This window comes from Acinetobacter sp. WCHAc060033 (assembly GCF_004209125.1).
GTDB lineage: Bacteria > Pseudomonadota > Gammaproteobacteria > Pseudomonadales > Moraxellaceae > Acinetobacter > Acinetobacter wuhouensis.
The window spans coordinates 12,178-36,936 of the sequence record NZ_SGSW01000013.1; the positions used below are offsets into that span (position 1 = coordinate 12,178).

24 protein-coding genes, 4 tRNA genes and 1 riboswitch are annotated in these 24,759 nt (G+C 38.2%); of the genes, 8 read left to right on the forward strand and 20 right to left on the reverse strand.

Annotated elements, in window-relative coordinates:
• Positions 1–142: 142 nt before the first annotated feature.
• Positions 143–877 carry a phosphoadenylyl-sulfate reductase gene (locus EXE10_RS07500; RefSeq protein WP_087553215.1) on the reverse strand — a complete coding sequence of 245 codons (735 nt, stop codon included), beginning with the start codon at positions 875–877 and terminating at the stop codon, positions 143–145.
• 353 nt (positions 878–1,230) lie between these two features.
• Here EXE10_RS07500 and thrH point away from each other — a divergent pair, with 353 nt between their 5' ends.
• Positions 1,231–1,848: a bifunctional phosphoserine phosphatase/homoserine phosphotransferase ThrH gene (thrH, locus tag EXE10_RS07505; protein WP_068973431.1), complete on the forward strand. Its 618-nt coding sequence runs from the start codon at positions 1,231–1,233 to the stop codon at positions 1,846–1,848.
• 391 nt (positions 1,849–2,239) lie between these two features.
• Here thrH and EXE10_RS07510 read toward each other — a convergent pair whose 3' ends face one another.
• Positions 2,240–2,854, reverse strand: a complete 615-nt coding sequence (locus EXE10_RS07510) for a GDSL-type esterase/lipase family protein (RefSeq protein WP_171478494.1) — start codon at positions 2,852–2,854, stop codon at positions 2,240–2,242.
• A gap of 45 nt (positions 2,855–2,899) precedes the next feature.
• Between EXE10_RS07510 and EXE10_RS07515 the strand changes: the two genes are divergently transcribed.
• Both EXE10_RS07515 and EXE10_RS07520 read left to right on the forward strand, forming a co-directional pair.
• Entirely contained in the window at positions 2,900–3,646 is a 747-nt protein-coding gene (locus tag EXE10_RS07515; protein WP_068973429.1) for an ABC transporter ATP-binding protein, read from the forward strand.
• Positions 3,646–6,183: an ABC transporter permease gene (locus EXE10_RS07520; RefSeq protein WP_130112940.1), complete on the forward strand. Its 2,538-nt coding sequence runs from the start codon at positions 3,646–3,648 to the stop codon at positions 6,181–6,183. Before EXE10_RS07515 ends, EXE10_RS07520 begins: the two co-directional genes overlap by 1 nt.
• Positions 6,184–6,254: 71 nt before the next feature.
• Here the strand turns inward: EXE10_RS07520 and EXE10_RS07525 are convergent, their stop codons facing one another.
• Together EXE10_RS07525 and EXE10_RS07530 are read right to left on the reverse strand one after the other, a co-directional pair.
• The gene (locus tag EXE10_RS07525; protein ID WP_130112994.1) at positions 6,255–6,830 is read right to left on the reverse strand and encodes a DedA family protein; all 576 of its coding nucleotides are present in this window, start codon (positions 6,828–6,830) and stop codon (positions 6,255–6,257) included.
• A gap of 158 nt (positions 6,831–6,988) precedes the next feature.
• Entirely contained in the window at positions 6,989–7,921 is a 933-nt protein-coding gene (locus EXE10_RS07530) for a rhodanese-related sulfurtransferase (protein ID WP_130112941.1), read from the reverse strand.
• Between the two features lie 235 nt (positions 7,922–8,156).
• On the opposite strand from EXE10_RS07530, the gene EXE10_RS07535 reads away from it, so the two are divergent.
• Positions 8,157–8,642, forward strand: coding sequence for a DUF1289 domain-containing protein (locus EXE10_RS07535; protein WP_130112942.1), 486 nt, complete (start codon positions 8,157–8,159; stop codon positions 8,640–8,642).
• A gap of 307 nt (positions 8,643–8,949) precedes the next feature.
• Here EXE10_RS07535 and EXE10_RS07540 read toward each other — a convergent pair whose 3' ends face one another.
• A complete protein-coding gene (locus EXE10_RS07540) occupies positions 8,950–9,366 on the reverse strand; it encodes a hypothetical protein (RefSeq protein WP_228256799.1) in 417 nt (138 codons plus the stop codon).
• Between the two features lie 247 nt (positions 9,367–9,613).
• Entirely contained in the window at positions 9,614–10,273 is a 660-nt protein-coding gene (gene ribB / locus EXE10_RS07545; protein ID WP_130112943.1) for a 3,4-dihydroxy-2-butanone-4-phosphate synthase, read from the reverse strand.
• 106 nt (positions 10,274–10,379) lie between these two features.
• Positions 10,380–10,540: riboswitch (FMN riboswitch) on the reverse strand.
• Between the two features lie 137 nt (positions 10,541–10,677).
• On the opposite strand from ribB, the gene EXE10_RS07550 reads away from it, so the two are divergent.
• The 3 genes from EXE10_RS07550 (at position 10,678) to EXE10_RS07560 (ending at position 13,554) form a co-directional block, all read left to right on the forward strand.
• Entirely contained in the window at positions 10,678–12,462 is a 1,785-nt protein-coding gene (locus EXE10_RS07550) for a DUF2157 domain-containing protein (RefSeq protein ID WP_130112944.1), read from the forward strand.
• Positions 12,459–13,016, forward strand: a complete 558-nt coding sequence (locus tag EXE10_RS07555; protein ID WP_130112945.1) for a GDYXXLXY domain-containing protein — start codon at positions 12,459–12,461, stop codon at positions 13,014–13,016. The genes EXE10_RS07550 and EXE10_RS07555 overlap by 4 nt, the downstream gene beginning before the upstream one ends.
• Before the next feature lie 109 nt (positions 13,017–13,125).
• Positions 13,126–13,554 (forward strand): hypothetical protein, encoded by a 429-nt coding sequence (locus EXE10_RS07560; protein ID WP_130112946.1) that lies wholly within the window; start codon positions 13,126–13,128, stop codon positions 13,552–13,554.
• A gap of 85 nt (positions 13,555–13,639) precedes the next feature.
• Here EXE10_RS07560 and panD read toward each other — a convergent pair whose 3' ends face one another.
• From panD to EXE10_RS07615, 11 genes are all read right to left on the reverse strand, one after another.
• Positions 13,640–14,020, reverse strand: coding sequence for an aspartate 1-decarboxylase (gene panD, locus EXE10_RS07565; RefSeq protein ID WP_004722504.1), 381 nt, complete (start codon positions 14,018–14,020; stop codon positions 13,640–13,642).
• 155 nt (positions 14,021–14,175) lie between these two features.
• The gene (gene pth / locus EXE10_RS07570) at positions 14,176–14,754 is read right to left on the reverse strand and encodes an aminoacyl-tRNA hydrolase (RefSeq protein ID WP_068973419.1); all 579 of its coding nucleotides are present in this window, start codon (positions 14,752–14,754) and stop codon (positions 14,176–14,178) included.
• Positions 14,755–14,776: 22 nt separating this feature from the next.
• A complete protein-coding gene (rplY, locus tag EXE10_RS07575) occupies positions 14,777–15,073 on the reverse strand; it encodes a 50S ribosomal protein L25 (protein ID WP_068973418.1) in 297 nt (98 codons plus the stop codon).
• 99 nt (positions 15,074–15,172) lie between these two features.
• Entirely contained in the window at positions 15,173–16,126 is a 954-nt protein-coding gene (locus EXE10_RS07580; protein WP_068973417.1) for a ribose-phosphate pyrophosphokinase, read from the reverse strand.
• 36 nt (positions 16,127–16,162) lie between these two features.
• A tRNA-Gln gene (locus EXE10_RS07585) sits at positions 16,163–16,237 on the reverse strand.
• A gap of 93 nt (positions 16,238–16,330) precedes the next feature.
• Positions 16,331–16,405, reverse strand: a tRNA-Gln gene (locus EXE10_RS07590).
• Between the two features lie 30 nt (positions 16,406–16,435).
• Positions 16,436–16,510 (reverse strand) — tRNA-Gln (locus EXE10_RS07595).
• Positions 16,511–16,548: 38 nt separating this feature from the next.
• Positions 16,549–16,623: transfer RNA gene (locus EXE10_RS07600), tRNA-Gln, on the reverse strand.
• Between the two features lie 4 nt (positions 16,624–16,627).
• A complete protein-coding gene (gene ispE, locus EXE10_RS07605; RefSeq protein ID WP_130112947.1) occupies positions 16,628–17,455 on the reverse strand; it encodes a 4-(cytidine 5'-diphospho)-2-C-methyl-D-erythritol kinase in 828 nt (275 codons plus the stop codon).
• Positions 17,456–17,485: 30 nt separating this feature from the next.
• Positions 17,486–18,109 (reverse strand): lipoprotein insertase outer membrane protein LolB, encoded by a 624-nt coding sequence (lolB, locus tag EXE10_RS07610; protein WP_130112948.1) that lies wholly within the window; start codon positions 18,107–18,109, stop codon positions 17,486–17,488.
• Positions 18,110–18,117: 8 nt separating this feature from the next.
• The gene (locus tag EXE10_RS07615) at positions 18,118–19,830 is read right to left on the reverse strand and encodes a tetratricopeptide repeat protein (RefSeq protein ID WP_213073846.1); all 1,713 of its coding nucleotides are present in this window, start codon (positions 19,828–19,830) and stop codon (positions 18,118–18,120) included.
• Between the two features lie 77 nt (positions 19,831–19,907).
• On the opposite strand from EXE10_RS07615, the gene hemA reads away from it, so the two are divergent.
• Positions 19,908–21,194 carry a glutamyl-tRNA reductase gene (hemA, locus tag EXE10_RS07620; RefSeq protein ID WP_087553231.1) on the forward strand — a complete coding sequence of 429 codons (1,287 nt, stop codon included), beginning with the start codon at positions 19,908–19,910 and terminating at the stop codon, positions 21,192–21,194.
• A 6-nt stretch (positions 21,195–21,200) separates the two neighbouring features.
• Here hemA and EXE10_RS07625 read toward each other — a convergent pair whose 3' ends face one another.
• The 3 genes from EXE10_RS07625 to EXE10_RS07635 all read right to left on the reverse strand — a co-directional run bounded on the left by EXE10_RS07625 (position 21,201) and on the right by EXE10_RS07635 (position 24,706).
• Positions 21,201–21,620, reverse strand: coding sequence for a hypothetical protein (locus tag EXE10_RS07625; RefSeq protein WP_130112949.1), 420 nt, complete (start codon positions 21,618–21,620; stop codon positions 21,201–21,203).
• A 22-nt stretch (positions 21,621–21,642) separates the two neighbouring features.
• On the reverse strand, positions 21,643–23,550 hold the full coding sequence (locus EXE10_RS07630; protein WP_130112950.1) for a DNA primase: 1,908 nt from the start codon (positions 23,548–23,550) through the stop codon (positions 21,643–21,645).
• A gap of 133 nt (positions 23,551–23,683) precedes the next feature.
• Positions 23,684–24,706 (reverse strand): outer membrane protein assembly factor BamD, encoded by a 1,023-nt coding sequence (locus EXE10_RS07635; RefSeq protein WP_130112951.1) that lies wholly within the window; start codon positions 24,704–24,706, stop codon positions 23,684–23,686.
• Positions 24,707–24,759 lie beyond the last annotated feature (53 nt).

The window sequence follows — 24,759 nt, forward strand, 5'->3', positions numbered from 1 at the left end:
GGATTGTTAGAATTATAAAACCTAATTGTAGTATAGATCTTTTTTATAGAGAAAATCCAAGCATTTTGATGAATGAATAGTACAAAAAAAGTCACTAAATTGAGTGACTTTTTTTTACCAAAAAAAAATTTTTATCGGGCTGTTATTTTTTTAGGTTACCTGCATGTAAACCACACTCTTTGTGCGTTGCTTCTTCCCACCACCAGCGACCTTCACGTTCATGTTGGTTAGGTAGAACAGGGCGTGTACATGGTTCACAGCCAATAGAAATATAACCTTTCTCATGCAGTGGGTTATACGGAATTTCCATCATACGAATATAGTTCCAAACATCCGCACTTGACCAATTTGCCAATGGATTATATTTAATCAATTGTTTGCCTTCACCTGAAAAACCAGCATCAGCTTGAACCACTGGAATTTCAGTACGTGTGCCTGGACTTTGATCTTTACGTTGACCCGTAATCCAACCATCTAAAGTGGCTAACTTTTTACGTAAGGGCTGAACTTTACGAATACCACAACATTCTTTATGGTCGTCTTGATAAAAGCTAAACAAGCCTTTTTCATTCACTAACTTTTGTACGGCATCGGGTTCTGGAAAACAGATCTCAATCTGAATACCATAATGTTTACGTACAGTTTCAAGAAACTGATAAGTTTCTGCATGCAAACGCCCTGTATCCAAACTGAATACTCGAAAGGGTTTACCGAGATTGTGTGCCATATCGATCAGCACCACATCTTCTGCACCAGAAAATGAAATCGCAATTTCACCTTGTTGAGAAAGTGCTAGCTCTAAAATTTCAGAAGGGGATTTATCAGCATATTCTGCTGCAAGTGCATCTACTTGATCAATTGTAGGAATAACAGTCATTTGTTGCCTCTGGCTATAGCTTGAAGCTAGGTTTACTTAAAAGTAGTCAACACTTTAAAAAGTATTTAAAAAATTAGTTCTCAAAAGATCTGTAAATTTAAGCATTTTGGCGAAAAATAAGCCAATACGACTTTGTATGTATAAATGCTTTTGAATGTCATGCTATTTTAAAGTAAATAAAATATGCTTCTTAGCAGATTTATGAAAATACTTATGAATTAAAAAGATTTAAGCAGAATCGAAATCTGCATTGATAAGTTTTCATTTGCTGAAGTATCAAAATCTTTCAGCATTTTTTTTAAACTTTAATGCTATGATACGCCAAAATTTACAACTAACATTTGGGAGAACCCATGGAAATCGTATGTCTTGATCTTGAGGGTGTTTTGGTTCCGGAAATCTGGATCAATTTTGCTAAAAAAACAGGGATCAAAGAATTAGAAGCAACAACTCGTGATATTCCAGACTACGATGTGTTGATGACTCAACGTTTAAATATCCTAAAACAACATGGTTTAGGTTTAAACGATATTCAAGCTGTGATTGCAGACATGGGACCTTTTGAAGGTGCAAAAGAGTTTGTGGAATGGGTACGTACGCATTTCCAATTAATCATTCTTTCTGACACTTTCTATGAATTTGCTCATCCTTTGATGCAACAACTGGGTTGGCCAACCATTTTCTGCCATAAATTAGAAACTGATGAAAATGGCATGATTACTGCGTATAAATTGCGTCAGCCTGATCAAAAGCGTGAAGCTGTGAAAGCACTTCATGGTTTGAATTATCGTGTGATTGCAGCGGGTGATTCGTATAACGATACCACGATGCTAGGTGAAGCTGACAAAGGTTTCTTGTTTGATGCGCCTGAAAATGTGATTCGTGAATTTCCACAATTCCCACCGATTCATGGTTATGCAGCGTTGAAAGAGGCGATTCGTAATGCTTCTGTACGTGACATTCCAGCTTAAGCTTGGATGGTGAGAAAAGGCGCTGAGGCGTCTTTTTTTATGCTGTTAATATTTCTGAAACAGTAAATATATTTTAAATTGGCACAACCCCATCTGCCTTTTAAAATTTAGATTCATTTGTGTAGGCGATGCCTCCCTTTTGAGGGATCAAAAGGGACAAAAATCCTTTGTTGGGTAATGAGAAGCAAGGCTTCGCATGTGACCTGAACCCCGACCCAACGGCGACATCCATGTCGCCTGACGCGATAGCACCGCTGGTTTTAAAATTCCTATCAGTAATAGTTTCTTGACAGTTATTCAGCTAGATTTAAAGAATTGACACTTTTGGGCGAAAGAGTATCTGAATTTATTATGTGAAGCCTTGAATGATGAAAATTAGTGAATAATTCTCTTACAACGCTCCTTTAATCAACGGATAAGCATTATTCAATAAAATTTTCTGTGCAGTTGCATTAGGATGAATTAAATCCTTTTGCATCAAATTCGGATGTCCTGCGATGCCATTCATAAAAAATGGATGCATTTTTACTTTATATTGCTGACTTAAAACTTTGTAATTATTTTCAAACGCTGTGCTATAGGCAGTGCCATAATTGGGTGGAATTTTCATTCCCAATAAAATCACAGTGGCTTTACTTTTTTGACTTTGCTGAATCATTAGCGCCAAATTTTTTTGAATCATTTGTGGTGGCTGACCACGTAAGCCATCATTGCCACCAAGTTCGATGACCACTACATTTGGCTTATGGGTCTGCAATAATTTAGGTAAACGTGCCAAAGCACCACTGGTGGTTTCTCCACTCACACTGGAATTCACGACTTTATGTTGTTTGGGAAAGTCTTGATTTAGACGTAATTGTAATAAATTCACCCAACCCTGTTGCGGTGTGATGCCATAACCTGCACTTAAACTATCGCCCACGATCATGATGGTTTTTGCAAAACTACTAATCGGCAATAGACAGATCGTGCTAAAGAATAAACAATGAGGGAGTTTTTTCATCATTTTAAAATTTAACGATTTTTTGATTTGCATATAGGGTACTTTATGATGTCTAAGGTTCAGAATGATTCGGTTTCTCCCATCATGCCACAAGTGATAATTTCTGCACAGCAACTGACACAAAAGATTGAACTCCCACATCAAACACTTACAATTTTTGAAAATCTAAATTTAGAAATTCAGGCAGGGGAACAGGTTGCGATTACAGGACGTTCAGGCTCAGGAAAATCAACATTATTAGGCATTCTCGCGACTTTGGATCAAGCCAGTGCAGGGCAATTAACTGTGTGTGGTGAGTCTGTTGAACATTTAAATGAAGAGCAAAGAGCGTTGGTTCGGTTAAAACATATTGGTTTTGTATTCCAGTCTTTTCAATTATTGACGCATTTATCTGCACTTGAAAATGTCATGCTGCCTCTGCGCTTACAAAAAGATTTTAACTACGCAGCCGCTGAACAAAAAGCATTGGCTCTGCTCGCTAAAGTAGGTCTAGAGCGCCAAAGTCAGCAGACCCCGAAAGTATTATCAGGGGGTGAACAACAACGTGTTGCGATTGCGCGTGCATTGATTTCTGAGCCAAAAATTATTTTTGCTGATGAACCCACAGGGAATTTAGACAGTCATACCGCACATGAAATTGAACAGCTTTTGTTTAGCTTAAATCAAGAAATGGGCACAACACTTGTACTTGTGACACATGATCCTGCTTTGGCAGCACAATGCCAACGCCATTATGAGTTAAAAGAAGGGCAACTCATTGAACATTTACATCAAACTCAGCCAGAGGGTGTGTAATGTTCAATTTATTTAAGCCATTATTGAGGCAAAGTTTTGCCAATTCAGGGATTTATTTACTGATCATTGCAATGTGTTTAGCGATCAGTGCTACGACTGCATTGAAATTTAGCAATGACCACGTGCAGCAAGCAGTGACCTTGCAAGCTGCCAAGATGCAAGCTGCTGATTTAGTTCTGAGTGATACCAATCCTATTGATTCAAAATGGATTCAATCTGCGAATGAATTAAAGCTCAAACAGTCCCATGTCACCATGTTTGGTTCAATGGCATCAACGCATGATCAATTTGTCATGGTGAATGTCAAAGCGATTGATACATCATTTCCACTGCGCGGTGATTTAAAAATTCAGCCTGCACAAAAATTGCAAAGTGGTGGAATTTGGTTAAGCAAACGTGCGCAAGAATTACTCAAATTAAATGTCGGTGACGATGTACAACTGGTTGATGGTCAATTCAAAGTCACTGGAATTATCGAACATGATTCCAATCAAGAATTAGGTTTTTCGGCATTTTCTCCAACCGTCATTATTTCGCAAGCGGATGTGGCTAAAACCAATGCAATTCAAGTGGGAAGTCGTATTGATTACCGCCTGCTTTTGGCGGGAGAGCCTCAATCTATTGAAAAATTTCAGCAAATTTATAAGACAGAGATTGAAACTGAAAAGCAAAAATATGCCAAAGCAAATGACCAAAAATCTGATCAGGATTCAGCTACAGATCAATCTGCTCAAGCCATGTCGAATGAAGAGCAAAGCTTCGATCAACAAAGCAATTTAAAGCTACGCAGTGCCGATGAGGGCAATTCGCGTTTAATTAAACCGATAGAAAATTTAGATACTTTTCTGCAACTCGCCAATATTTTGACGATTTTATTGTGTGGTTTAGCGATAGCCTTGACCAGTCAGCGTTATGTGCAACAAAACCAAGATCATATTGCTTTGATGCGTTGTATGGGGGCAAGTAAGTCTCAGATTCTGCAAACCTATTTAGCACTATTAGCTGTCGTGAGCGTGATTGCGATTGTGATCGGTAGTGGTCTAGGCATGATATTGGGCTATGCGCTTTTGCAACTGATGTTACAGATGATCCCGAATCTAGAACTGCAATTCTCAATGTTTGAAATGTTGCTTGGCCCTTTACCAATTGCCATTTTTACCAGTGCCATTGTTTTGATCGGTTTTATTCTGCCGAGTTTGTGGCAATTGTTAAATACGCCTCCAATTCGTGTGATTCGTCAACAACAGAAATCTGCCCGTTCAATGGTGTGGATGATGTCTTTTGGCATATTAAGTCTGATCATTTTTAGTTTGGTATTGACTGAAAATATTGTACTGACTGGATTGGTCATGGGTGCGGTCATTGTCCTCACGGCAGTGCTTTATGCACTGGTTTGGTTGATTTTGAAATTGCTTAAATCGCTACGTAATCAATTATCTAGTTATGTACGCTCGCCTTCACAAACAGCATTGCAAATTACTGCATTGGCATTGGGTTTAAGTTTGATTACGGTTTTAGCCGTGTTACGTACTGATTTGCTGGAGCGTTGGCAACAGCAATTGCCTGAGGGAACACCAAATCAATTTATTTATGGTTTACCTCCATTTGAGTTAGAAGCTTTTAAGCAACAGTTGGCACAACGACATTGGAAAAGTACGCCTTTATATCCAAATATCAAAGGGCGTTTAATTGCGAAAAATGATCAGCCTTTTTCAGCGCAATTGTTGAAAGAAAATAATTCTTTGCGTCGTGAATTAAATCTCACCCAAACAGATCAATATCCACAAGATAATGTGATTGTATCGGGTCAAGCTAAACTGACTAAAGTTGGACAAGTTTCAGTTGAAGCAAAACTTGCAGATGAATTAGGTATCAAAATTGGTGATCAACTGACGTTTAGTTTGCCAGAGGGACAATTAAAAGCTGAAGTTGTTAATTTACGTACTGTTGAATGGCAAAGTTTTAGTCCGAATTTTTTCTTTATTTTTACCCCAAAGACTTTGGATGAAAATGCAGGGAGTTATCTCGGTAGTTTTTATGTGCCAGCGACTGAAAAAACCAAAATGGTCAGTTTGATTCAGCAATTTTCCAATACTGTATTTATTGATGTGTCTTTGATTTTTGATGAGATTAAACGTCTTGTGAGTGTTCTCGTACAAATTATTACGGTGCTTGCTGTATTAGTGAGTTTGTCTGGTTTTCTTGTGTTGATTGCATGTATCAATTTACTGATGGATGAACGGAAACGTGAAGTGGCGTTATTACGTTCTTTTGGCAGTTCGAAGCGTCAACTCAAAAATATGATGATGCTTGAAATCGGTTTTATTGGATTATTGGCAGGGATTGTGTCATGTATTTTTGCTGAGGTGATTAGTGCGGTTGCGAGTTATCGGATGGATATGTTGGTGCAATTGCATTGGGAGATTTGGTTGATTTTACCACTGGCAATGGCGGTGTTGTGTGCATTGATCGGGCGTTATCGCCTAAGTTATTTATCTGATATTCCACCGTTGCAAAGTTTGAGGGAATTGAGTTAACGAACTGAAATTGATCGTCATACCAGCATACTGATCATCTAAAATTTAAGGTGATCAGTATTCATAATGCTTTAGCTATTTTTTCTTTTTTTAAACCAAAGATAAACTACGAACAAGGCAACAATAGCCACAATCATATAGCCAACATTGCTAAAAATTTGCTGCATTAGTGCAGTATTGTTCCCAAAGTAATACCCGACGGTTGCTAAAAAAGTCGTCCAAATTACTGTGCCGAGCGCACTATAAGTCATGAATTTCCAAAAAGGCATATGACTCATCCCCGCAGGAATACTAATCAATGATCGAACGGCGGGAATCATCCGTCCAAAGAAAACCACACGATGCCCATATTTTTCAAACCAATCTAGGGCTTTTTTAACATCATCTGTTTTGATAAAGAGATATTTTCCGTACTGATTAACCCAATGGAACAAGGCATCATGAGATATTTTACGCCCGATCCAATACAGTGTAGCTGCTGCAATCAAAGAACCAAGACTACCTGCAACGATGACACCGATTAGACTGAGTTGTCCTTGTGCTGCGGTAAAACCAGCAGAGGGCATGATCACTTCTGAGGGAATAGGCGGAAAAACATTATCAAGAAACATGAGTAAGGCAATACCGAGGTACCCCAATTGCTCCATGATGTTAATAATCCATTCACTCATTGCTGTGTCGATATAATTGAAAGAATAAATATTATTTTTTATAGACTTAAAAAGATAGTAGCAATTTGTAGAGTTAAAAAAACCGCAGATTTATTCTACGGTTTTTATGAATATTGAAGATTCAGCGAAACGAATTATAAACGTTTACGTTTTGCAGCCGTAATCTGTGACTGACGCATACGGAAACCTTCTTTTTGTTTTTCAGAAGTTTTATCGATGCAGTACTTACAAGACACGCCATGCTCATAGCTTGGTAAAGCCACTTCTTCAGGAATTAAAGGCCAGCCACATGCGTGACATTTGGTATTTTCACCTTCTTCCATCCCATGAGTCACCGCAGTACGACCATCAAAGACGAAACATTCACCTTCCCACATGCTTTCATCAGCAGGAGTTTCTTCGAGGTATTTTAAAATACCGCCTTTCAAGTGATAAACCTCATTGAAACCTTCTTGAAGAAGTAATGAAGTTGATTTTTCACAACGAATACCACCAGTACAGAACATCGCAATTTTTTTATCTTTATGCTGTTCTAACTCTTTTTTCACATAATCTGGAAATTCACGGAAAGTTTCAGTTTTAGGGTCAATTGCGCCCTTAAACGTACCCGCTTTATATTCATAATCATTACGTGTATCGATCAAGATCACATCATCACGTGCAATCAAGTCATTCCATTCTTTAGGATCAAGATAGTGTCCAACCAAGTCACGTGGTTTAACTTCAACACCTAAAGTGACGATTTCTTTTTTATGTTTAATCTTCATTTTACGGAAAGGTTTCTCTTCACTGTGCGATTCTTTATATTCCATCGCTGTGAAACCTTCATCTAAAAGGAATTGATGAATCACATCAATCGCTTTACGATCACCTGCAACTGTTCCATTAATACCTTCATCTGCAACAATTAGAGTACCACATAGGTTGATGGTTTTTACCAAGTCTAAAAGACGTTGTTGAAGATCGGCAGAATCTTGAACTTCTTTGAATTGATAAAGCGCGGCAACAACCCAACCAGAGGTCGCTTGCTGTTCTACAGGTGCAAGCTGTTCTACAGTAGCGTTCATGGAGTACTCCAAATGTGTAAATATAGGATAAAATTTAAGGCGCATATTTTAACGTGATTTAGTTGAATAAGCGAGAAATCCATACGCCGTGTAGTGTTTTTTTATTCCATGTGAAAATTATGGATTTTTATACTAAATATAGTGCTTTTAAATATCATACATACAATATATAGTGTGATACACACATCACGATGCCATAGAAAATGGTAAAATTTGTTTATTTAAGGAGTTTATTTTGAGCAACGAACGTCGAATACCTACGTTAACACCATGCGCTGGTCGTTGTTCAACGGTATTTGGTGATGCTGTATGTCGTGGTTGTCGTCGTTTTAACCATGAAGTGATTCAATGGAATACCTATAATGCGGAGCAGCGACTAGCTGTTTGGAAGCGTTTGGATGCACAACTTGATCAAATCTTAGTGCCATTATTACCATTTGCAGATTTAAAACATATCGAAGGTTTTATTCAAGGTAAACGTGTTCGTGTTTTAGATACAGCCTCGAAAGGACGTAAGTTGTATCATGCTTTAAAAATTTGTGAAAAGAATAAAAATTTAGCAGATGAAAGTGGTTTAGGCATTCAGTCGAAGCAAGTTAAACCCTTGTGGGATGAGTTTGAACGTCGTGTATTAGCGCTTGCCAAAGCGAGCTATGATTTTGCTTGGTTACGTGCCGATGGTATTCGCCAAAGTATTTTACATTTGGAAGATGTTGAATAGGGGATTATTCCTATTCATCTCACTCAAGGCTTCGAATAATAAATGCACGTTGTTGGGATGCAATGTCTGGGTTAAATCTCTCAACCAAGAATCGGCTGATTAATCCTTCAATAAGGGTGTAAATCATTTCACCCAAGATCGGTTTTTGTGTGATTGAAAGTGTATATTGAAGAATAAAATTGCGTAGCCAAATTTTATGTTCAATCGTGAATTTTGGTAAGGATGTTTAGCCGCTTAGTGAATTTATAAAGCTAACTTTGTGTAGGCAATAAAAAACTGTCTTTTGGCTGTATTCCTAAATTTGAGATTAATTACATTTATTTTCAGGATTATCTATTTTTTCATTTAAATGTTTTAAATTGTCTAGCCACTCATCTTTACTAGCATCAATGAAAAAGGGTTTCCCTTTACTCGCTTCATACGCTTTAAAATTCTTAACAATATGTAAATCAAAATTTCTTTCAGCTATCCATGTTAAACAATCTCTTGAAGCTTGAATTTTAATTTTATCTTCAACCTTAGTAACTGTACTTCCATCAGGATACTTATAAATATCATGACTATTGGTTTGAGCTTCAATAAATTTAGTTTGCAGTCTATAGTATTCATCTTCAAATGACTGAGTTGAACTTGCAAAACAGTTGGTAATAAATAAAAATCCTAAAAAAGCAATTATTAATTTCAATTTGAGTTTCATCCATTTTTTTAAAATATTTAGTATCATTATACTTAAAACCCATGCTCTCAAATACCTTTTTCATTCGTATCTCTAAATTGCTTCAGCTTGTAAATAATTTTAAATCTACGCAAAAATGGCCGAGTTATGGTTTGGCTCTTTTTAAGAGTAAGTATTGAAGGTTGTATTGGATTAAAAATTTCCCTCATCCTAACCTTCTCCCAAAGGGAGAAGGGACTTCCGAGATGTAAACTAAGTTGTAACGATTCAAAACATTGATTTTAAAATTATGATTTTAAACATTATGTTTTAAACGGTACTGAACCAGTTCTTCAATGGTAATTAGAGTCAAATTATGAGTTTGTGCATAAGAAAGGACTTGAATACCTGAAGCCATTGTACCATCTGGATTTGTTACTTCACACAACACACCAGCGGGTTTTAAACCTGCTAAACGTGCAAGATCAATCGAACCTTCAGTATGACCACGGCGAGTGAGCACACCGCCACGACGACCAAGTAAAGGGAACACATGTCCTGGACGATTTAGATCACTAGCAACAGCGCCATCTTTGATTGCAGCATGAATCGTTGTAGTACGGTCTTTGGCTGAAACACCAGTGGTTACACCTTCAGCTGCTTCAATGGTGATGGTAAATGCGGTTTTAAATTGACTTGAGTTATCTTGAACCATCGGAGGTAATTCAAGGTGATCAGCAAGCTCGTCAGTCAGTGTTAAACACACAATCCCAGAACCGTCACGGATCATACGTGCCATGGTTTCGACATTGAGGGTTTCTGCTGCAACGATCAAATCTGCTTCATTTTCACGATCAAAATCGTCCATGACCAAGACAGGTTTGCCTTGGCGCATATCTTCTAAAGCTTGTTGAATACGTTGTTCAGCAGGGGAAAGTGCGGAAAAGAAAATTTCTGGTTGAATTAAACTAGACATTGAAACGCTCTCGTAAAAATTAAATACGGTTGAACATTTCAGGACATGTGAAATAGTGGCGTTACAAAACATGTTCCAATACATAGCATTGGAATTTTTACTGTGACGTCGTCTTCTTTCATCCGGACTATACCGTCGGCTTTGGAATCTCACCAAATCTGCGAATCACTGTAGCAGTGATAGGCTCGTGGGCTATTGAAAGACCAAGGTTGAATGATCATTTCAAATTACCACCGGTGGGGAATTGCACCCCGCCCTGAAGCGATGTAGGATCATTATAGACACATTTTTTAAAAATAATGCATTTTTATTTAGAATGATCAGTACTATAGATAGAACAATCTATGCTAAAGCGCAGTGTATAAAAATGTTGAATAATCAAGAATAAAGGTGAGGTATTTGTATTGATCAGGATTCAACAAGAAGTATTCTCATGGCAGGATCAAAAATTTGTTCAGCATTTACAAATCTTTGGTTTTAGTTTAATTGCAATTAGCATTTTATATCTGGTTGCTGCAAATTGGTTTATGTTACCGCAGTCCATGCAGTTGGCGACTCCGCAACTTTTATTACTATTGAGCGCGCTATCAAGTGTTTTTCTAGTCAAAAATAATTCATTAATCCAGTGCTTACATGCGATTTGTGGCTTGATGATCGGGCTAAGTTTGGCGGTGATTGGACAAATTTATCAAACAGGTGCAGACAGTTATTTATTGTTCTTGATTTGGTCGGTCTTACTGCTGCCTTGGTTGTATCGCGCCAATATTGGCATCTTTTTGATGCTGTGTATTGTGAGTCAGATTGCTTTATTTTTGTTTTTTAAACAAACCTTTTGGGGAGATGAATATCCTACAGTCTTTTTGTTGTGTATTCACTTCTATGCCTTATTACAGTTTTTATTCTGTATTCGATATTATCCAAAATTAAAATATTTATTTATCACGTATTTTGCCGTACTTTCCGTGTGGAGCATGCTGACGTTCTTATATATGGATAAAGGCTGGGTCTACTTTATTTGCTCATTGAGCTTACTCAGTATCGCATTCGTTTATTTTTATAAGAAAAATGATCAATTGTGCAGTGTGTTATCCGCTGTTTCTTTGGGGATTACATTCACCTTAATCATTGTGAAATGGCTCGATGCGTTGTTTAGACAATCTGAAATTATGGGCTTGTTGATCATTGCTGTGATTATTTTTGCTTGGTTTGCATTGATCACATTTTTACTGATTAAGTTTATTCCGAACAGCCGATTCAATAATATTCCTTTGGCTGTTGGTGCGTGGATTTCTGGGCTTGTACTGTCTTCATTGATGCTGACATTTTGGGGTAATTTCTCCTTAATTATGGGTATTGTTTTTGTTGCTTTTGCTGCCTATATATTGAAAATAAAGCAAAATCTCTTTTTAAGACAACTGGCTTACTGTCTATTTGTTGCAGGGCAGGTCGCGATCCTGTTTCATACTTATGATTTAATAGAAGAAGTCTATCCACTGTTATTGATTCAAATTATTGCTTTAGTTTTGGCATATTGGGTCAGAACTCACTGGTTCTTTGTTTTTGTTCAGTTATTGGCACTCTATGCTTTAGGTGCTGCGATGATCTGGCAAGACAACGCAGTACATTTCTGGGTGGGAAATGTTGAAAATTTTGCTTATCTGACGCTGCTGACGTATGTTTTTTATATGGCACTGTTGTGGATCCAAAAGATTCAACCGCAACAATATCAAAGAAGTTTAATGCTTTCGAATTTGGCAATGACCATTTTCGTTGTCGGTTTTTATGCTTTTTTAGGGAAAAGTGAATTAGGTGATATTCATCCCATTCCTGTATTCACGTATGGTCTGCCGATTGTATGGTGTGTCTGCTTTATATTTCTACATATTCACAATCAATTTAATCTTTTAGCGCAAGGCGTTCTGGCAGTTTTCGGTGCTGTACTGATTTATTATGGTTATTTTGAAATATTTATCGTGTTAGCCGTACTTTCATGGGCTTTGATGAAAAAGGATAAAGTGACTTATGCTTTTGCTTTATTGGCATTCATCATCATTTTGTGGTGTTTATATTATTCATTAGACCTTACATTCCTCGTTAAAAGCCTAAGTATTTTTATTTCGGGTACAAGCTTACTGTTGCTGAGTCTGTGTTTAATGCGTTTTAAAAATAAAGTGGGGATAGCACAATGAAAAAAAATATCCCTATCGTACTCGCTGTGTTGAGTGTGGTATTTTTTATTGGATTGATCCTGAAAAATGAGCAACATTTAAGACACAGTGACAGTATTTTTATTCGACTTGCACCTGTAGATCCACGTTCTCTGATTCAAGGGGATTATATGGTACTCAATTACGATTTAAGTTTTGCTGGGCTTCCTGTGCAAAATAGTCAGATTGATATTCCCACGAGCGTTACAGTGATTCAAAATAAGCCTAAGTTGATGGCTTATGTAGTATTGGATGATCAGCGACGTGTGGTGAAAACTGGCTTTGATCCACGTTTATTGGACATGTATCCCAAGTTTAGTCATCGTATCGTGCTAAAAAATCCGGATAATCGTTTAAATGCTTTGTATCCTGCATCGAATAGCTTTTTATTCGCCGAGGGATTGGCTGAGTGCTATCAAGCTGCGCAATATGCAGAATTTAAAGTTGATGAAAAGGGCAATCCTTTACTTGCTTCATTGCGGGGTGAAGATTTAAAAGATCTAGCCTGTGAAGATCGCAAAAAATGGTGGCGTTGAGTTTTAATTTTTTAAATGAGCCCCTATTATTTAAAAAATGATATAAATTTTTTAACCCCGTAATTCAAAGCAGTATTGCACAGTTATTCTTTTATAAAAATGAGCCTACATGAGAAAAAATATTAAATATTTTATTTTTACATTGCTTTTAGTTGGGGTGGGGGCAAGTGCTCATCCTGTTCTTGCTGCGACAGACTCCGATCTTAATGGTTTATGGGAGGAAACAGTACTTGATCATGAGTATGATGAGGATACAAAAGATATTTTTTATATTTCAAAATTTAGAGATAAATTGTTGATTAATGCCGTGAATTACCCTGATTTTGCTGTTGGACAAGTAAAACGAAATGACAGTAAATTAACTTTTACAATGGCAAATTTTACTGATCGAAATGAAACTTATGTGCTGAATTATGAGTGTCAAGAAATTGTGCGGGGAAAACAGTTAAAATGTAAGTTCACTAATCAAAATCAAGAGGTTGAACCAGAAATTATTTGGAAAAAACAGAATATTGATCGTGAAATTCAAATGAAGTAAACATGAGAGATATCAGTTTTAGAGCGAATTTAAATAAAAAACCCGCATGAAGCGGGTTTTTTTAGAATCTTTGCGTACTGTATTATTAAGCCACTTGAACAGGAATACAGTTTGCAGTGTGATTCACAGTATTGTCTGGATTTGCATACACAAGACGCGGTTTATGTGCATCTGCTTCAGCATTGGTAAAGTCACCAAATGTTGCAATAATCATGAGATCACCAACATCCGCTTGAAGTGCAGCGCCACCATTGACAGAAATGATACCTGAACCTTCTTCACCACGAATCGCATAAGTTGTGAAACGCTTGCCATTGGTCACATTCCACATGTGAATTTCTTCGTATTCGCGGATACCTGCTAAATCTAAAAGGATACCGTCGATTGCACAAGAACCTTCATAATGGAGTTCTGCTTGTGTAACCACACAACGGTGGATTTTTGCTTTTAATAAACGAGATAGCATGATTTGCGTCTCCAGAAATAGCCCTTACGATTGTTATCTTGTGATGAATCAACAATTTTCAATAGGCGGGATACATTTGAAAGCGCATTTTGCTCTTAAAAATGAATCATGGCAAGAAAAATTGTTTAACAAGGAATATAAATTATTATTGGAAATTATGGTTTATAAGCATTGATTTGATTCATCGCTTGTTGAATCTCACCATTAACCAATAATTTAGTTCGCCCTAAAGCATGATGAATTGCATCATCCATCAAAGTCTGTTCACTGCTTGGCGCTTTGCCCAAAACATGTCCAGAAACTTTTTCTTTAGAACCAGGATGACCAATACCAATGCGTAAACGATGAAAATTAGCGCCGATATGTGGAACAATGTCGCGTAGACCGTTGTGACCACCATGACCACCGCCTGTTTTTAAACGAATGACGCCAGGATCCATATCCAGTTCATCATGAGCAATCAGAATTTCTTCAGGCTTAATTTGATAGAATTTTGCGAAAGGAACAACACTTTGACCAGAAAGGTTCATAAAGGTTGTCGGTAATAAAAGACGAACGTCTTGACCTTCGATATTACCACGACCACTAATTCCTTTGTATTTAGAATCAGTTTTTAAATGGATGCCATATTGTTCTGCAAGGCGTTCAACGAACCAGAAGCCTGCATTATGGCGGGTTTGGGCATATTCAGAACCTGGATTACCCAAACCTACAATCAGTGAAAGTTTACTCACACTCATTTACACCATTGAACACTTATGCGCGTTTGAAGTCAGCGTGCATAGGTGTGTTTTTAGAAGGGTGACGTTGTAAAGCTTGGATTTTAACGCTTTCAACTTTGCCTTCGATGTTGATTTCAACAACTTCTTCAAAGAAAGCATTGCTTTCTAAAGCTTTAACAAGCTCACGAAGTTCTAAAGTTACAGCAACAGGAGCAGCTTCGCCACCGTAGATGATCGCTGGTACTTTGTTTTGAAGACGAAGGCGGCGGCTCGAACCTTTCCCTTGAACTGCTTCTTCACGTGCTACTGCATTTAATACGAAGTTTGCCATGATAGACATTCCTAATTTAAGTTTAATTGACTAGACCTTCGACCAGTCTAGTGATAGAAAGCCCCACCAAAAGGCAGGGCTTTGAAATTCAGCGCTATATTATAGATAAGAATCGAACATTGCGCTAATAGATTCTTCGTTGTTAATACGACGAATTGTTTCAGCAACCATACTTGCTACTGAAACTTGGCGAATCTTACCAAGTTTTAATGCTTCATCTGAAAGTGGAATGGTGTCAGTAACAACCAATTCATCAATCACAGAGTTGCTTAAATTCTCTAGTGCTTTACCTGAAAGTACAGGGTGTGTTGCATAAGCGACTACTTTACGCGCACCGAATTTTTTCAATGCATCAGCAGCTTTACACAATGTACCAGCTGTATCAACCATATCATCGACGATGACACAATCACGATCTTTCACATCACCAATCAAATGCATCACTTGTGATTCATTCGCTTTTTGACGACGTTTATCAATGATTGCAAGGTCAATATCACCCATTTGTTTAGCAACAGCACGTGCACGAACTACACCACCAACGTCAGGTGAAACCACCATTAAGTTGTCATGTGATTGTTGACGTAAGTCAGCAAGTAATGCAGGAGTACCGTAGATGTTGTCTACAGGGATATCGAAGAAACCTTGGATTTGGTCAGCGTGCAAGTCGATCATCACAACACGGTCAATCCCTACAGTTGTTAGCATATCTGCAACAACTTTAGCAGTAATTGGAACACGAGTTGAACGAGGACGACGGTCTTGACGTGCATAACCGAAGTAAGGAATCACAGCAGTAATACGACCAGCACTTGCACGACGCAAAGCGTCAGCCATTACTAAGATTTCCATGAGGTTATCATTGGTAGGGGCACAAGTAGGTTGTACGATAAATACGTCTTTACCACGTACGTTTTCAGTAATTTCAACAGTGATTTCACCGTCAGAAAATTTACCTACAGCGGCAGCACCCAGAGGGATATGCAAATGGCTAACGACTTTTTGGGCGAATTGTGGATGCGCAGTTCCACTAAAAACGACAAGATTGGGCATGAAGCACCCTTGGCGGTTGGCAGATTTAAAAATAGATGGCAGGGGCGGCTGGATTCGAACCAACGGATGCCGAGATCAAAACCCGGTGCCTTACCACTTGGCGACGCCCCTAATGCGGCAGAATTTTAGTATTTTTACATGTTTATGTCAAGGTAAATTGACTGAAAATGTAAATTACCATGTTCTGTCTTTTTTGAAAATAGATGGCAGGGGCGGCTGGATTCGAACCAACGGATGCCGAGATCAAAACCCGGTGCCTTACCACTTGGCGACGCCCCTAAAACGATGTGTTGTTCGATGTATAAGTAATGGCAGGGGCGGCTGGATTCGAACCAACGGATGCCGAGATCAAAACCCGGTGCCTTACCACTTGGCGACGCTCCTATTACTTAGATGAACAAACATCTTACAGATGAAAATGATGGCAGGGGCGGCTGGATTCGAACCAACGGATGCCGAGATCAAAACCCGGTGCCTTACCACTTGGCGACGCCCCTATCATTACACTTTAAAATGAACTAAAGGTGATTCATTTAAACTGTTCACAATGTAAGCTTTACACGGTGAATGTTTTAAAATTTCATCTACATTCATTTGTTCAGTGATTTCAACAAAAACACAAGCACCTGTACCTGTAAGCTTTGCTGTACCGAACTGATCTAAATACTGCATGGCTTCATCGACTTCAGGATATAGACTTCTTGCCAAAGGCTCAAAGTTATTTCCAAAATCAGATGGCTTTAGCTGATAGGCGCAAAATTTAGTAGGCTTCGTATCTCTTGTCAATGTTTTTTGTGAAAATAGTAGCTGAGTGCTGATAAAACAGTCAGGTTTTAACACAATGTATTGTTTTTGATCTAAGTCTATGAATGTTAAGTGTTCGCCAATGCCTTCCGCCCAAGCATTTCGTCCATGCACAAAGATTGGTACATCTGCACCTAATTGAACACCGAGTTCTGCCAATTGATCAATTGTTAAACCACACTGCCAAAGTTGATTGACCACGATCAGCGTGGTCGCAGCATTGGATGAGCCACCGCCTAAACCTGCACCCATTGGAATGGTTTTTTCGATTCTAATTTTTAAGCCCGTTATTGCTTTGGCAAAAGGTTTTAAAATTTGTGTGGCTTTATAGATTAAGTTTTGTTCAATATCGACACTATTCAATCCATCAATTGAAAACTGATGATCTTCTGTTTGCGTAAACTCCAACCAATCATACAAATCGATCAGTTGGAAAATGCTTTGCAACTCGTGATAACCATTGTCACGACGACCAGTAATGTGCAAAAACAGATTAAGTTTTGCAGGCGAGGGTACACGAATCATAGCTTTCATTGTCTAAATTGAATTCAATACTTAACGATTTTGAATCACCATTGTAATACGATTTTCTTGATCATTTTCCAGTGTTTGTTTCAAAATCAATTTATTGGGGAGTGTTGCCTTATCGTTATAGCTGAAATCTACCACCCAACCGTCTTCAACCAATTGTGCAATCCGTTGAGAAGTATCACGTTGAATTTGAGCATTTTCAGTTGCAGGAAATGCCTGTACCCAATTGATAATATGAGTAATAGGTGCAACCCAACCAGTGGCTTTTTTAAGCAATTCTTCCGGATTTTCAGCGCTAATTAAACCTGTTTTGGTGCTATTTAGCGTGACCTCACCAGATTTCCCTTCGATGATGGTTTTTCCAATTCCGAGGATACCGTTCAGTTGAATATTGAAATTCTCTTGGTCTTGAGACCATGTATAGAATGCGCTGCCCGATTGTTTGGGGGTTTTCACTCCAATTTTACCTTGTAAATCAAATTGATTACTTGGCTTTTGAAGTGATGGTGTGCTTTCTGTTGAGGTTGCTTCTGTTGGTACTTCAACAGTCGTTGTCGTTTGAGTAGGTTTAACAACTTGTTGGCAGCCTGCGAAACTCAGTGTTGCTGTCGCTGTCAGGGTGAAAATAAGCTTTTGAATATGACGCATACCCGTAATTAACTCTTTTTAATCTGTGGCGGTAATATTAATGAATCTAATTGATTTAATTGCGGATCATTTGGATGATTTTGTTTGAGTTGTTGTAACACTTCATTAAATTCTGGCAATGCACCTTGCATATACAGTGCTTTTGCATAGCGCACGCCAATATTAACGCTGTGACTCAAGCTGTAAGCTTTACTCAGAATATTTGATGCTGCATCAAAGTCATTTTGTAAGAAGGTAATATAACCAAGCGTATCTAAGATCGAAGCTTGGTCTGGTGCGTACTCTAAAGCATGTTCTGCATAGCTTCGTGCCTCACCTAAACGTCTGTTTTGTAACGCCAATGTATAGGCGTAGGCATTGAGGTAAGCAGGATTGTTTGGCTCAATATTTAATAGCTGTTTCAATGCTTTATCGAGTTGATCACGATCTTCAAAAGGATCAAGTAATAATACTTCTGAGTAAAGTAGTTCTGGATCATCGGGAAGATTTTTAACCGCTTCTTTGAGTAGACGCAATGCTGCTTTTTTATTGCCCATGCGCTTTAAAATTTCAGCCTGAGCTTGGTATAAAAAACTCGCATGTTGCGGATAATTCACACGTTCTTGAGTGAGAAAACGCAAAGCATCATTCATTTTGTTTTGGCGATCATAAATTGAAATTAGGTTACGCCTAGAAACTGTATATAAGTTTCCATCGACCAAACGATAATAAGCTTTGGCTGTTTCATCATTTTGCTTACGTTCAGCATTGACTGCTAAATAATAATAGGCTTCATTTTGGTAGCGTGATGAGTAACGAAGTTCGACTAAATATTGTTCAGCTTGATCCAGTTTTTTTAAATCAATCGCAGTTAAACCCGCAATAAATAAAGCTTCTTCTGCATCTGGCCAAGTTTTTATCATCTTTTCTAACTTTTCAAGTGCTTGCTCAGATTGATGAATCTTAATCAGATATTTAACTTCAGCAAGTCGAATATCATAGTTAAATTTATTCTTTCGGCTACTACGATCATACCAGTCCGCAGTTGCTTCTTGGTCACCTAAAGCTTCCAGTAGATTGGCTTTCATCAAAATAAAACCAGTGACTTTCGGACGCTTTTTGAGTGCTTTGTTGACGGTTACTAAAGCTTGTTCAATATTGTCATTTTGGGCTTCTAAGCCTGCAATCAAAATGAGTACCGAGGGATTATTCTTTTCTTTACTGGCATTGAGCGTATTGAGTAAGTCAATTCGATCGGTTTCGGAGTCAGGTGCAATCCCTTCTAGGATTCTTTCTAAATCCGCATTGGAATCAATATTTAAAATACTATCCAATGTTTGTGCAGCAAGCTCATACTCATGAGATTTCAAGGCAATATGTGCTAAATAAAATTTTGCAGGAACGTCATCAGGTTCTTGTACAACCCAATGCGTTGCAATGTCTAAAGCCGCTTGTAAATCATTTTGCTCAATGGCAATGTTTAAAGCACGTTGTTTGATTGTCGTCGAGTTACTGCGAATCGCAAGTACAGTATAGTTGTGTAGTGCTGTTGCTGTATCGTGATAAGCCAACGAAAATTCGGCAATAATGCTTTGCTTTAATGCATCAGTATTATATTTTGCATGATAAAATTCTCCAGATGCTCTAATATGAGCACTAGAAGCCATGCTACCAACCAGTAAGAATGTGGTAGAATATTGCTTAATTGTCATGCCGTTGAAACGGCTGTTTGTTTGACGCAATTTTTTCGAATCCAAGTATGCTTTTTATGACACCGTTATTGCACAATAACATAAATTTAGCGAAATGATGATCTGATATGTCTTTCTTTGCATTGGGTGTCAACCATCAAACTGCTTCTGTTGAGCTACGTGAACAAATCGCTTTTAATCCAGAACGATTAAAAGATCTACTTGTTACGCAAAGTCACCAATCAAATTTAAATGATATGGTCGTGGTTTCAACATGTAACCGTACCGAAGTCTATGCCATGGCTGAAAATGCCGATATGGTATTGAGTTGGCTCGCCCAAACCAATGGTATTGATGTAAAGCAATTGTCAAATCATGTATATCGTTATGAAAATACTGATGCGGTTTCTCATTTGATGCGCGTTGCAAGTGGTTTAGACTCTTTGATGCTCGGTGAACCTCAAATTCTCGGTCAAGTCAAAACTGCATTATCTTTAGCCAAAGATGCTGAAATTGTGTCGCAAAACCTCAATCAAATTTTTGAATATGCTTTCTATGCAGCAAAACGTGTACGTTCTGAAACTGCTGTAGGAAGTCATGCTGTTTCAATGGGTTATGCTGTAGCTCAGTTAGCATTGCAAGTCTTTAGTAAGCCCGAAAAATTGACGATTATGGTGGTCGCTGCAGGGGAAATGAATAGCCTAGTGGCAAAACACTTAGCTGAAATGGGCGTAGCTAAAATTTTGATTTGTAACCGTAGTCGTGAGCGCGCTGAAAAACTAGCACAAGAAATAGCGCATCGTGTTGAAGTTGAAATTATTCCTTTTGATGAATTGGCTGAAAATTTATATCGTGCCGATGTTATTTCAAGCTGTACGGGGAGCCTGCATCAAGTGATTGCATTTGCAGATGTGAAAGCGGCGCTGAAAAAACGTCGTTATAAGCAAATGCTCATGGTCGATTTAGCTGTTCCTCGTGATATAGATCCAAAAGTTGAAAGTTTGGATGGGGTGTATCTATACGGTGTAGATGACTTACAGACTGTGATTGACGAGAACCTTGCGCAACGTCGCCAAGCCGCTGTTGAGGCAGAAGTGATGGTCAATCAGCTGGTTACGCAGATGATCACGCAACAGAAAGTCAAAGAAGCAGGGAGTACTATTCAACTGTTTCGTGAGCATGGTGAAGATCAAAGTCAGATTGAATTAGCAAGCGCGATGGAGCGGATTCAGTCAGGGGAAGATACTCAGCATGTGATGGCGGATTTTGCACATCGTTTAACGCAAAAGTTACTTCATCCGACTTCGATTTTATTGCGTGAAGCAGCTCAACATGAAGATCCATCACATTTTGAATGGATGAAAGAAAATATTCAGGATATTTTTGAGCAAGAAAGAAAGCCAAAGGCAAAATAAAGAGTATCACTCATCTCTTGAATACGTTTCGTGAATTGCAAATTGCTTCTGTGCAATAAACTCACAGAAGCAATGTTGCCCGATGATTAAAAAACGAGTGAGATCAAGGCGGTTGAGTGGGTCATAATCTTTCATTTTATCGAGATCACTCTGATCGCATCTAAAAATTCCACGATAGCCATTTTCGATGACAGTTAATAAATCATATTTTTGCTCAAGTGCTTCTGCCCACATCTCATTATTTTCATAATAAAAACATGCGACATGTTTAAAATTCAGCTCAAAATAGACAATATTTTCTGAACCTTGATAACCACCATCCAGTGTGATTTTTAAATGTTCTTGCTGTTGTGAAATATCAATTTTAAAATCACAGCCTTCAAGAAAAACATCGTCTAAATCAATTGAAATAAGCGGTTGGGGCATTTTAAATTTACATCCTTTGTATCTAGCTATGTACTAATTTTAAACTAATTTTCTTGGTCAATTCGTTCAATTGTTTTCGCAGATTACGTGATTCACTCAAAGACGTTGGGGCTTTGAGTTTTTGTTTTAAATACTTTTCTTGAAGTGAGAGAGAGTATTCTGAAGCCAATTTATCCGCCAGTTCTGGTGCTTCTGTTAAAGCTTGAATATTTGTACGTTGCATGATTTCAGCAAGTTCCAAATGATATGCACCACAAGCGCCTAAAATATAATAAGTTGCTAAGTCTTGATCATCAGGTAATTCGTCAAAAACAGCATCAAATACCGCTAAAATCTGTGCCAATAATTCATCATTGGGAATGATTGCGCGCAAAACTTCAAAGTGAATATAGAGAAATGGATGTTGCATCAAAATCGCAACAGCAAAGTCTTCATCTTTGGTACGAATATTAAAAGACAGCGAGGCATCTACACTGACTTGAGGTTGCCATTTACGGTTAAAGCCGAGTTTTTCTTTAAAGAATTGACGAAGCAAATAACGATAAGAACCTTGTTTCGGTAACAGTTCAGTCAGTTGATTGAGTTCAGCCATGACCTGACTTTTTCCTTCAGGTGTAGTCACATCATAGTTTTGACTGAGTAAGGCAAAGACAAAATCTGACAGTAAAGGCGATTGTTGCCAAATTCGATGGAAAGTTTCTAAACCTTCTTTACGAATCAATGAGTCAGGATCGTGTTCTTTGGGTAAGACAAAGAATTTCAGCTCACGACCATCATTGAGTAAGGGGAGAGCAATTTCTAAAGTACGTCTTGCAGCTTTTTGACCTGCGGCATCACCATCAAATGCGATGGTAATTTGGCTATTTTGCTTAAATAGAATATTGAGATGGTCAGCATTACTGGCTGTACCGAGAGTTGCAGTCGCACCTGAAATGCCATTTTGCTGTAGCGCAATGACATCCATATAACCTTCAACCATGAGCCAATTTTGCGCACGGTCTTTACGACCCTCATATAAACCATACAGCAGTTGGTTTTTATGAAACACTTCGGAGTCAGGCGAGTTGATGTATTTGGGCTTAATTTCATCATTTAGCGCACGACCACCAAAACCAACCACACGACCTTTGCTGTCTCGAATTGGGAAAATGACTCGATCACGCAGTAAGTCAAAGTCACGACCACTATCACTGGTACGAATTAACCCAAGAAGTTTTAAACCTTCAATATCTTGAGGAAAAGCCTTTTCTAAATGTTGCCAATCTTCAGGTGCATAACCTAAACGCCAATATTGGATGGTGTCAGCACTTAAGCCACGATGTTTAAAATAGTTCTGCGCAACTTTACTGCTTGGTAGTTGCTTTTCATAAAATTGGGCAATGTTTTCAAGTAGATCATACAGGTTGCCATCTTGAGGAATTTGCTCAAAGGCTTGATTAAATTGCGTAGGATCAAAGTCCTCTGGATCAGGATATTGGCTAAATGCTTCAAATGGGTCAATTTCAAAAGATTGGTTATTTATCTGCTCTTTAGTTTGTTCAACGTCTTTTGGCTTTTGTTCAACAGACTTAGTTTCCGCTTTAGGTTGCGGTTTAACTGCTTCACGCTTATAAGAAATTTTTTTATTATCAAAATTATCTTTAGGAAGTTCTACACCTGCATGACTCGAAAGCTCTTTCATGACATCGATAAAATTACGATTATCAATGTCCATCAAGAAGCGAATCGCATTTCCGTTCGCTTGGCAACCAAAGCAGTGATAATACTGTTTGTCACGATAAACGTGAAAAGAGGGCGATTTTTCCTGATGAAAAGGACAGCAACCTGAGTAGGTGCGACCTGTCTTTTTCAATTTCACACGTTGACCGATTAGATCGACGATATCGGTACGATCTAAGATTTGATCAATAGTGTGCTGAGGAATTGCCATAGAAAAGCCAAACAGTATTCTGTATTACGAGTAAGGCAAAGTGTACCTTAGTTTGAAATTTAAAAATATCTAAGCATAAAAAAGACGGGTAAAAACCCGTCTGATGATGTCGCATAAAATATCTTAAAGAAGCTTATTTACGTTGACCATCATATAAGCTTTCATCTGCACGTGCAGGTTCAGCCGATACTTCACGATTTGGACGATCTAATAAACCAAAAGTCATTTTGTTTAATAGACTTGATTTTTCTTCGGTATTTTTTGGTGTTTCAGCACTTTCTTCTTTAGAAACTTCGGCTTTATCACCACGTCCTAAAATACCCAGCGTAGCTCGGTTCCACCAACTTCCTTCTTTACGGGCAGCACGTAGATTCACCTCACCATTAGATTTGACCAAGTTTGGATAATTCAGTTTTAAAACTTCGACATATTGTTGAGCTGTCGCTTTATCCCCAAGTTTGTTGTAACCATACGCCATAGTTGCTAAAGCTTCAGGTACTTGAGGAGTCTGCGGATAATGCTCAACCACCCATTGTGAACGTTCAACAGCAGCAAGATAAGCTTTACGTTGAATATTAAAACGAGCCGCATTCATTTCACTTTCAGCCAACTCTTGACCAATGAATTTCATCCGTTGCGCTGCATCAACTGAGTATTGGCTAGATGGATAACGACGAATCAAATCGACAAAGTTTTGATAAGCAACTTTTAAGTAGCCTAAGTCACGGTGCGCTTGCTTAAGTGAAGTATAACGAAGCAAGCTGTCATAGTTTTGCTCCATATTTGCCACGCCACGTACATAATATGCATAGTCTAAATTCGGATGTTGAGGATTCAAGCGAATAAAGCGATCTGCAAGTGCGATTGTGCCTTCATAATCTTTTTGCTTAAATTTTGTATAAAGCAATTCTAATTGAGCTTGTTGTGCATATTGTCCTGTTGGGAAATAAGTATCCATTGCCTCTAAGGCTTTTGCAGCATCGCCATATTGTCCTTTATCGAGGGACTTCATCGCATTATTGAAATAAGTCTGCTCATTTGATTTAGGACCCGTATCAACAACATCCTTCTTCGGATTGCTGCTACAGCCTACAAATGCAGTTGCTAAGCCTACAGTTAAAGCAAGCATTGTGACTTTATAACGTGGTAGCGACATAAAAATTCCTCTGTTTATACGGGCAATAGGCTACAATTGCGCTATTAAACCAC

What these genes read in the sequence shown, in the direction of transcription:
- hemA (WP_087553231.1), top strand. Translation starts at nt 19,908, where the DNA reads ATGTCTTTCTTTGCATTGGGTGTCAACCATCAAACTGCTTCTGTTGAG.
- EXE10_RS07625 (WP_130112949.1), bottom strand. Translation starts at nt 21,620, where the DNA reads ATGCCCCAACCGCTTATTTCAATTGATTTAGACGATGTTTTTCTTGAA.
- EXE10_RS07515 (WP_068973429.1), top strand. Translation starts at nt 2,900, where the DNA reads ATGTCTAAGGTTCAGAATGATTCGGTTTCTCCCATCATGCCACAAGTG.
- EXE10_RS07560 (WP_130112946.1), top strand. Translation starts at nt 13,126, where the DNA reads ATGAGAAAAAATATTAAATATTTTATTTTTACATTGCTTTTAGTTGGG.
- EXE10_RS07540 (WP_228256799.1), bottom strand. Translation starts at nt 9,366, where the DNA reads ATGATACTAAATATTTTAAAAAAATGGATGAAACTCAAATTGAAATTA.
- thrH (WP_068973431.1), top strand. Translation starts at nt 1,231, where the DNA reads ATGGAAATCGTATGTCTTGATCTTGAGGGTGTTTTGGTTCCGGAAATC.
- ispE (WP_130112947.1), bottom strand. Translation starts at nt 17,455, where the DNA reads ATGATTCGTGTACCCTCGCCTGCAAAACTTAATCTGTTTTTGCACATT.
- panD (WP_004722504.1), bottom strand. Translation starts at nt 14,020, where the DNA reads ATGCTATCTCGTTTATTAAAAGCAAAAATCCACCGTTGTGTGGTTACA.
- lolB (WP_130112948.1), bottom strand. Translation starts at nt 18,109, where the DNA reads ATGCGTCATATTCAAAAGCTTATTTTCACCCTGACAGCGACAGCAACA.
- EXE10_RS07500 (WP_087553215.1), bottom strand. Translation starts at nt 877, where the DNA reads ATGACTGTTATTCCTACAATTGATCAAGTAGATGCACTTGCAGCAGAA.
- EXE10_RS07555 (WP_130112945.1), top strand. Translation starts at nt 12,459, where the DNA reads ATGAAAAAAAATATCCCTATCGTACTCGCTGTGTTGAGTGTGGTATTT.
- EXE10_RS07530 (WP_130112941.1), bottom strand. Translation starts at nt 7,921, where the DNA reads ATGAACGCTACTGTAGAACAGCTTGCACCTGTAGAACAGCAAGCGACC.
- EXE10_RS07510 (WP_171478494.1), bottom strand. Translation starts at nt 2,854, where the DNA reads ATGATGAAAAAACTCCCTCATTGTTTATTCTTTAGCACGATCTGTCTA.
- EXE10_RS07630 (WP_130112950.1), bottom strand. Translation starts at nt 23,550, where the DNA reads ATGGCAATTCCTCAGCACACTATTGATCAAATCTTAGATCGTACCGAT.
- EXE10_RS07525 (WP_130112994.1), bottom strand. Translation starts at nt 6,830, where the DNA reads ATGGAGCAATTGGGGTACCTCGGTATTGCCTTACTCATGTTTCTTGAT.
- rplY (WP_068973418.1), bottom strand. Translation starts at nt 15,073, where the DNA reads ATGGCAAACTTCGTATTAAATGCAGTAGCACGTGAAGAAGCAGTTCAA.
- ribB (WP_130112943.1), bottom strand. Translation starts at nt 10,273, where the DNA reads ATGTCTAGTTTAATTCAACCAGAAATTTTCTTTTCCGCACTTTCCCCT.
- EXE10_RS07635 (WP_130112951.1), bottom strand. Translation starts at nt 24,706, where the DNA reads ATGTCGCTACCACGTTATAAAGTCACAATGCTTGCTTTAACTGTAGGC.
- EXE10_RS07580 (WP_068973417.1), bottom strand. Translation starts at nt 16,126, where the DNA reads ATGCCCAATCTTGTCGTTTTTAGTGGAACTGCGCATCCACAATTCGCC.
- EXE10_RS07520 (WP_130112940.1), top strand. Translation starts at nt 3,646, where the DNA reads ATGTTCAATTTATTTAAGCCATTATTGAGGCAAAGTTTTGCCAATTCA.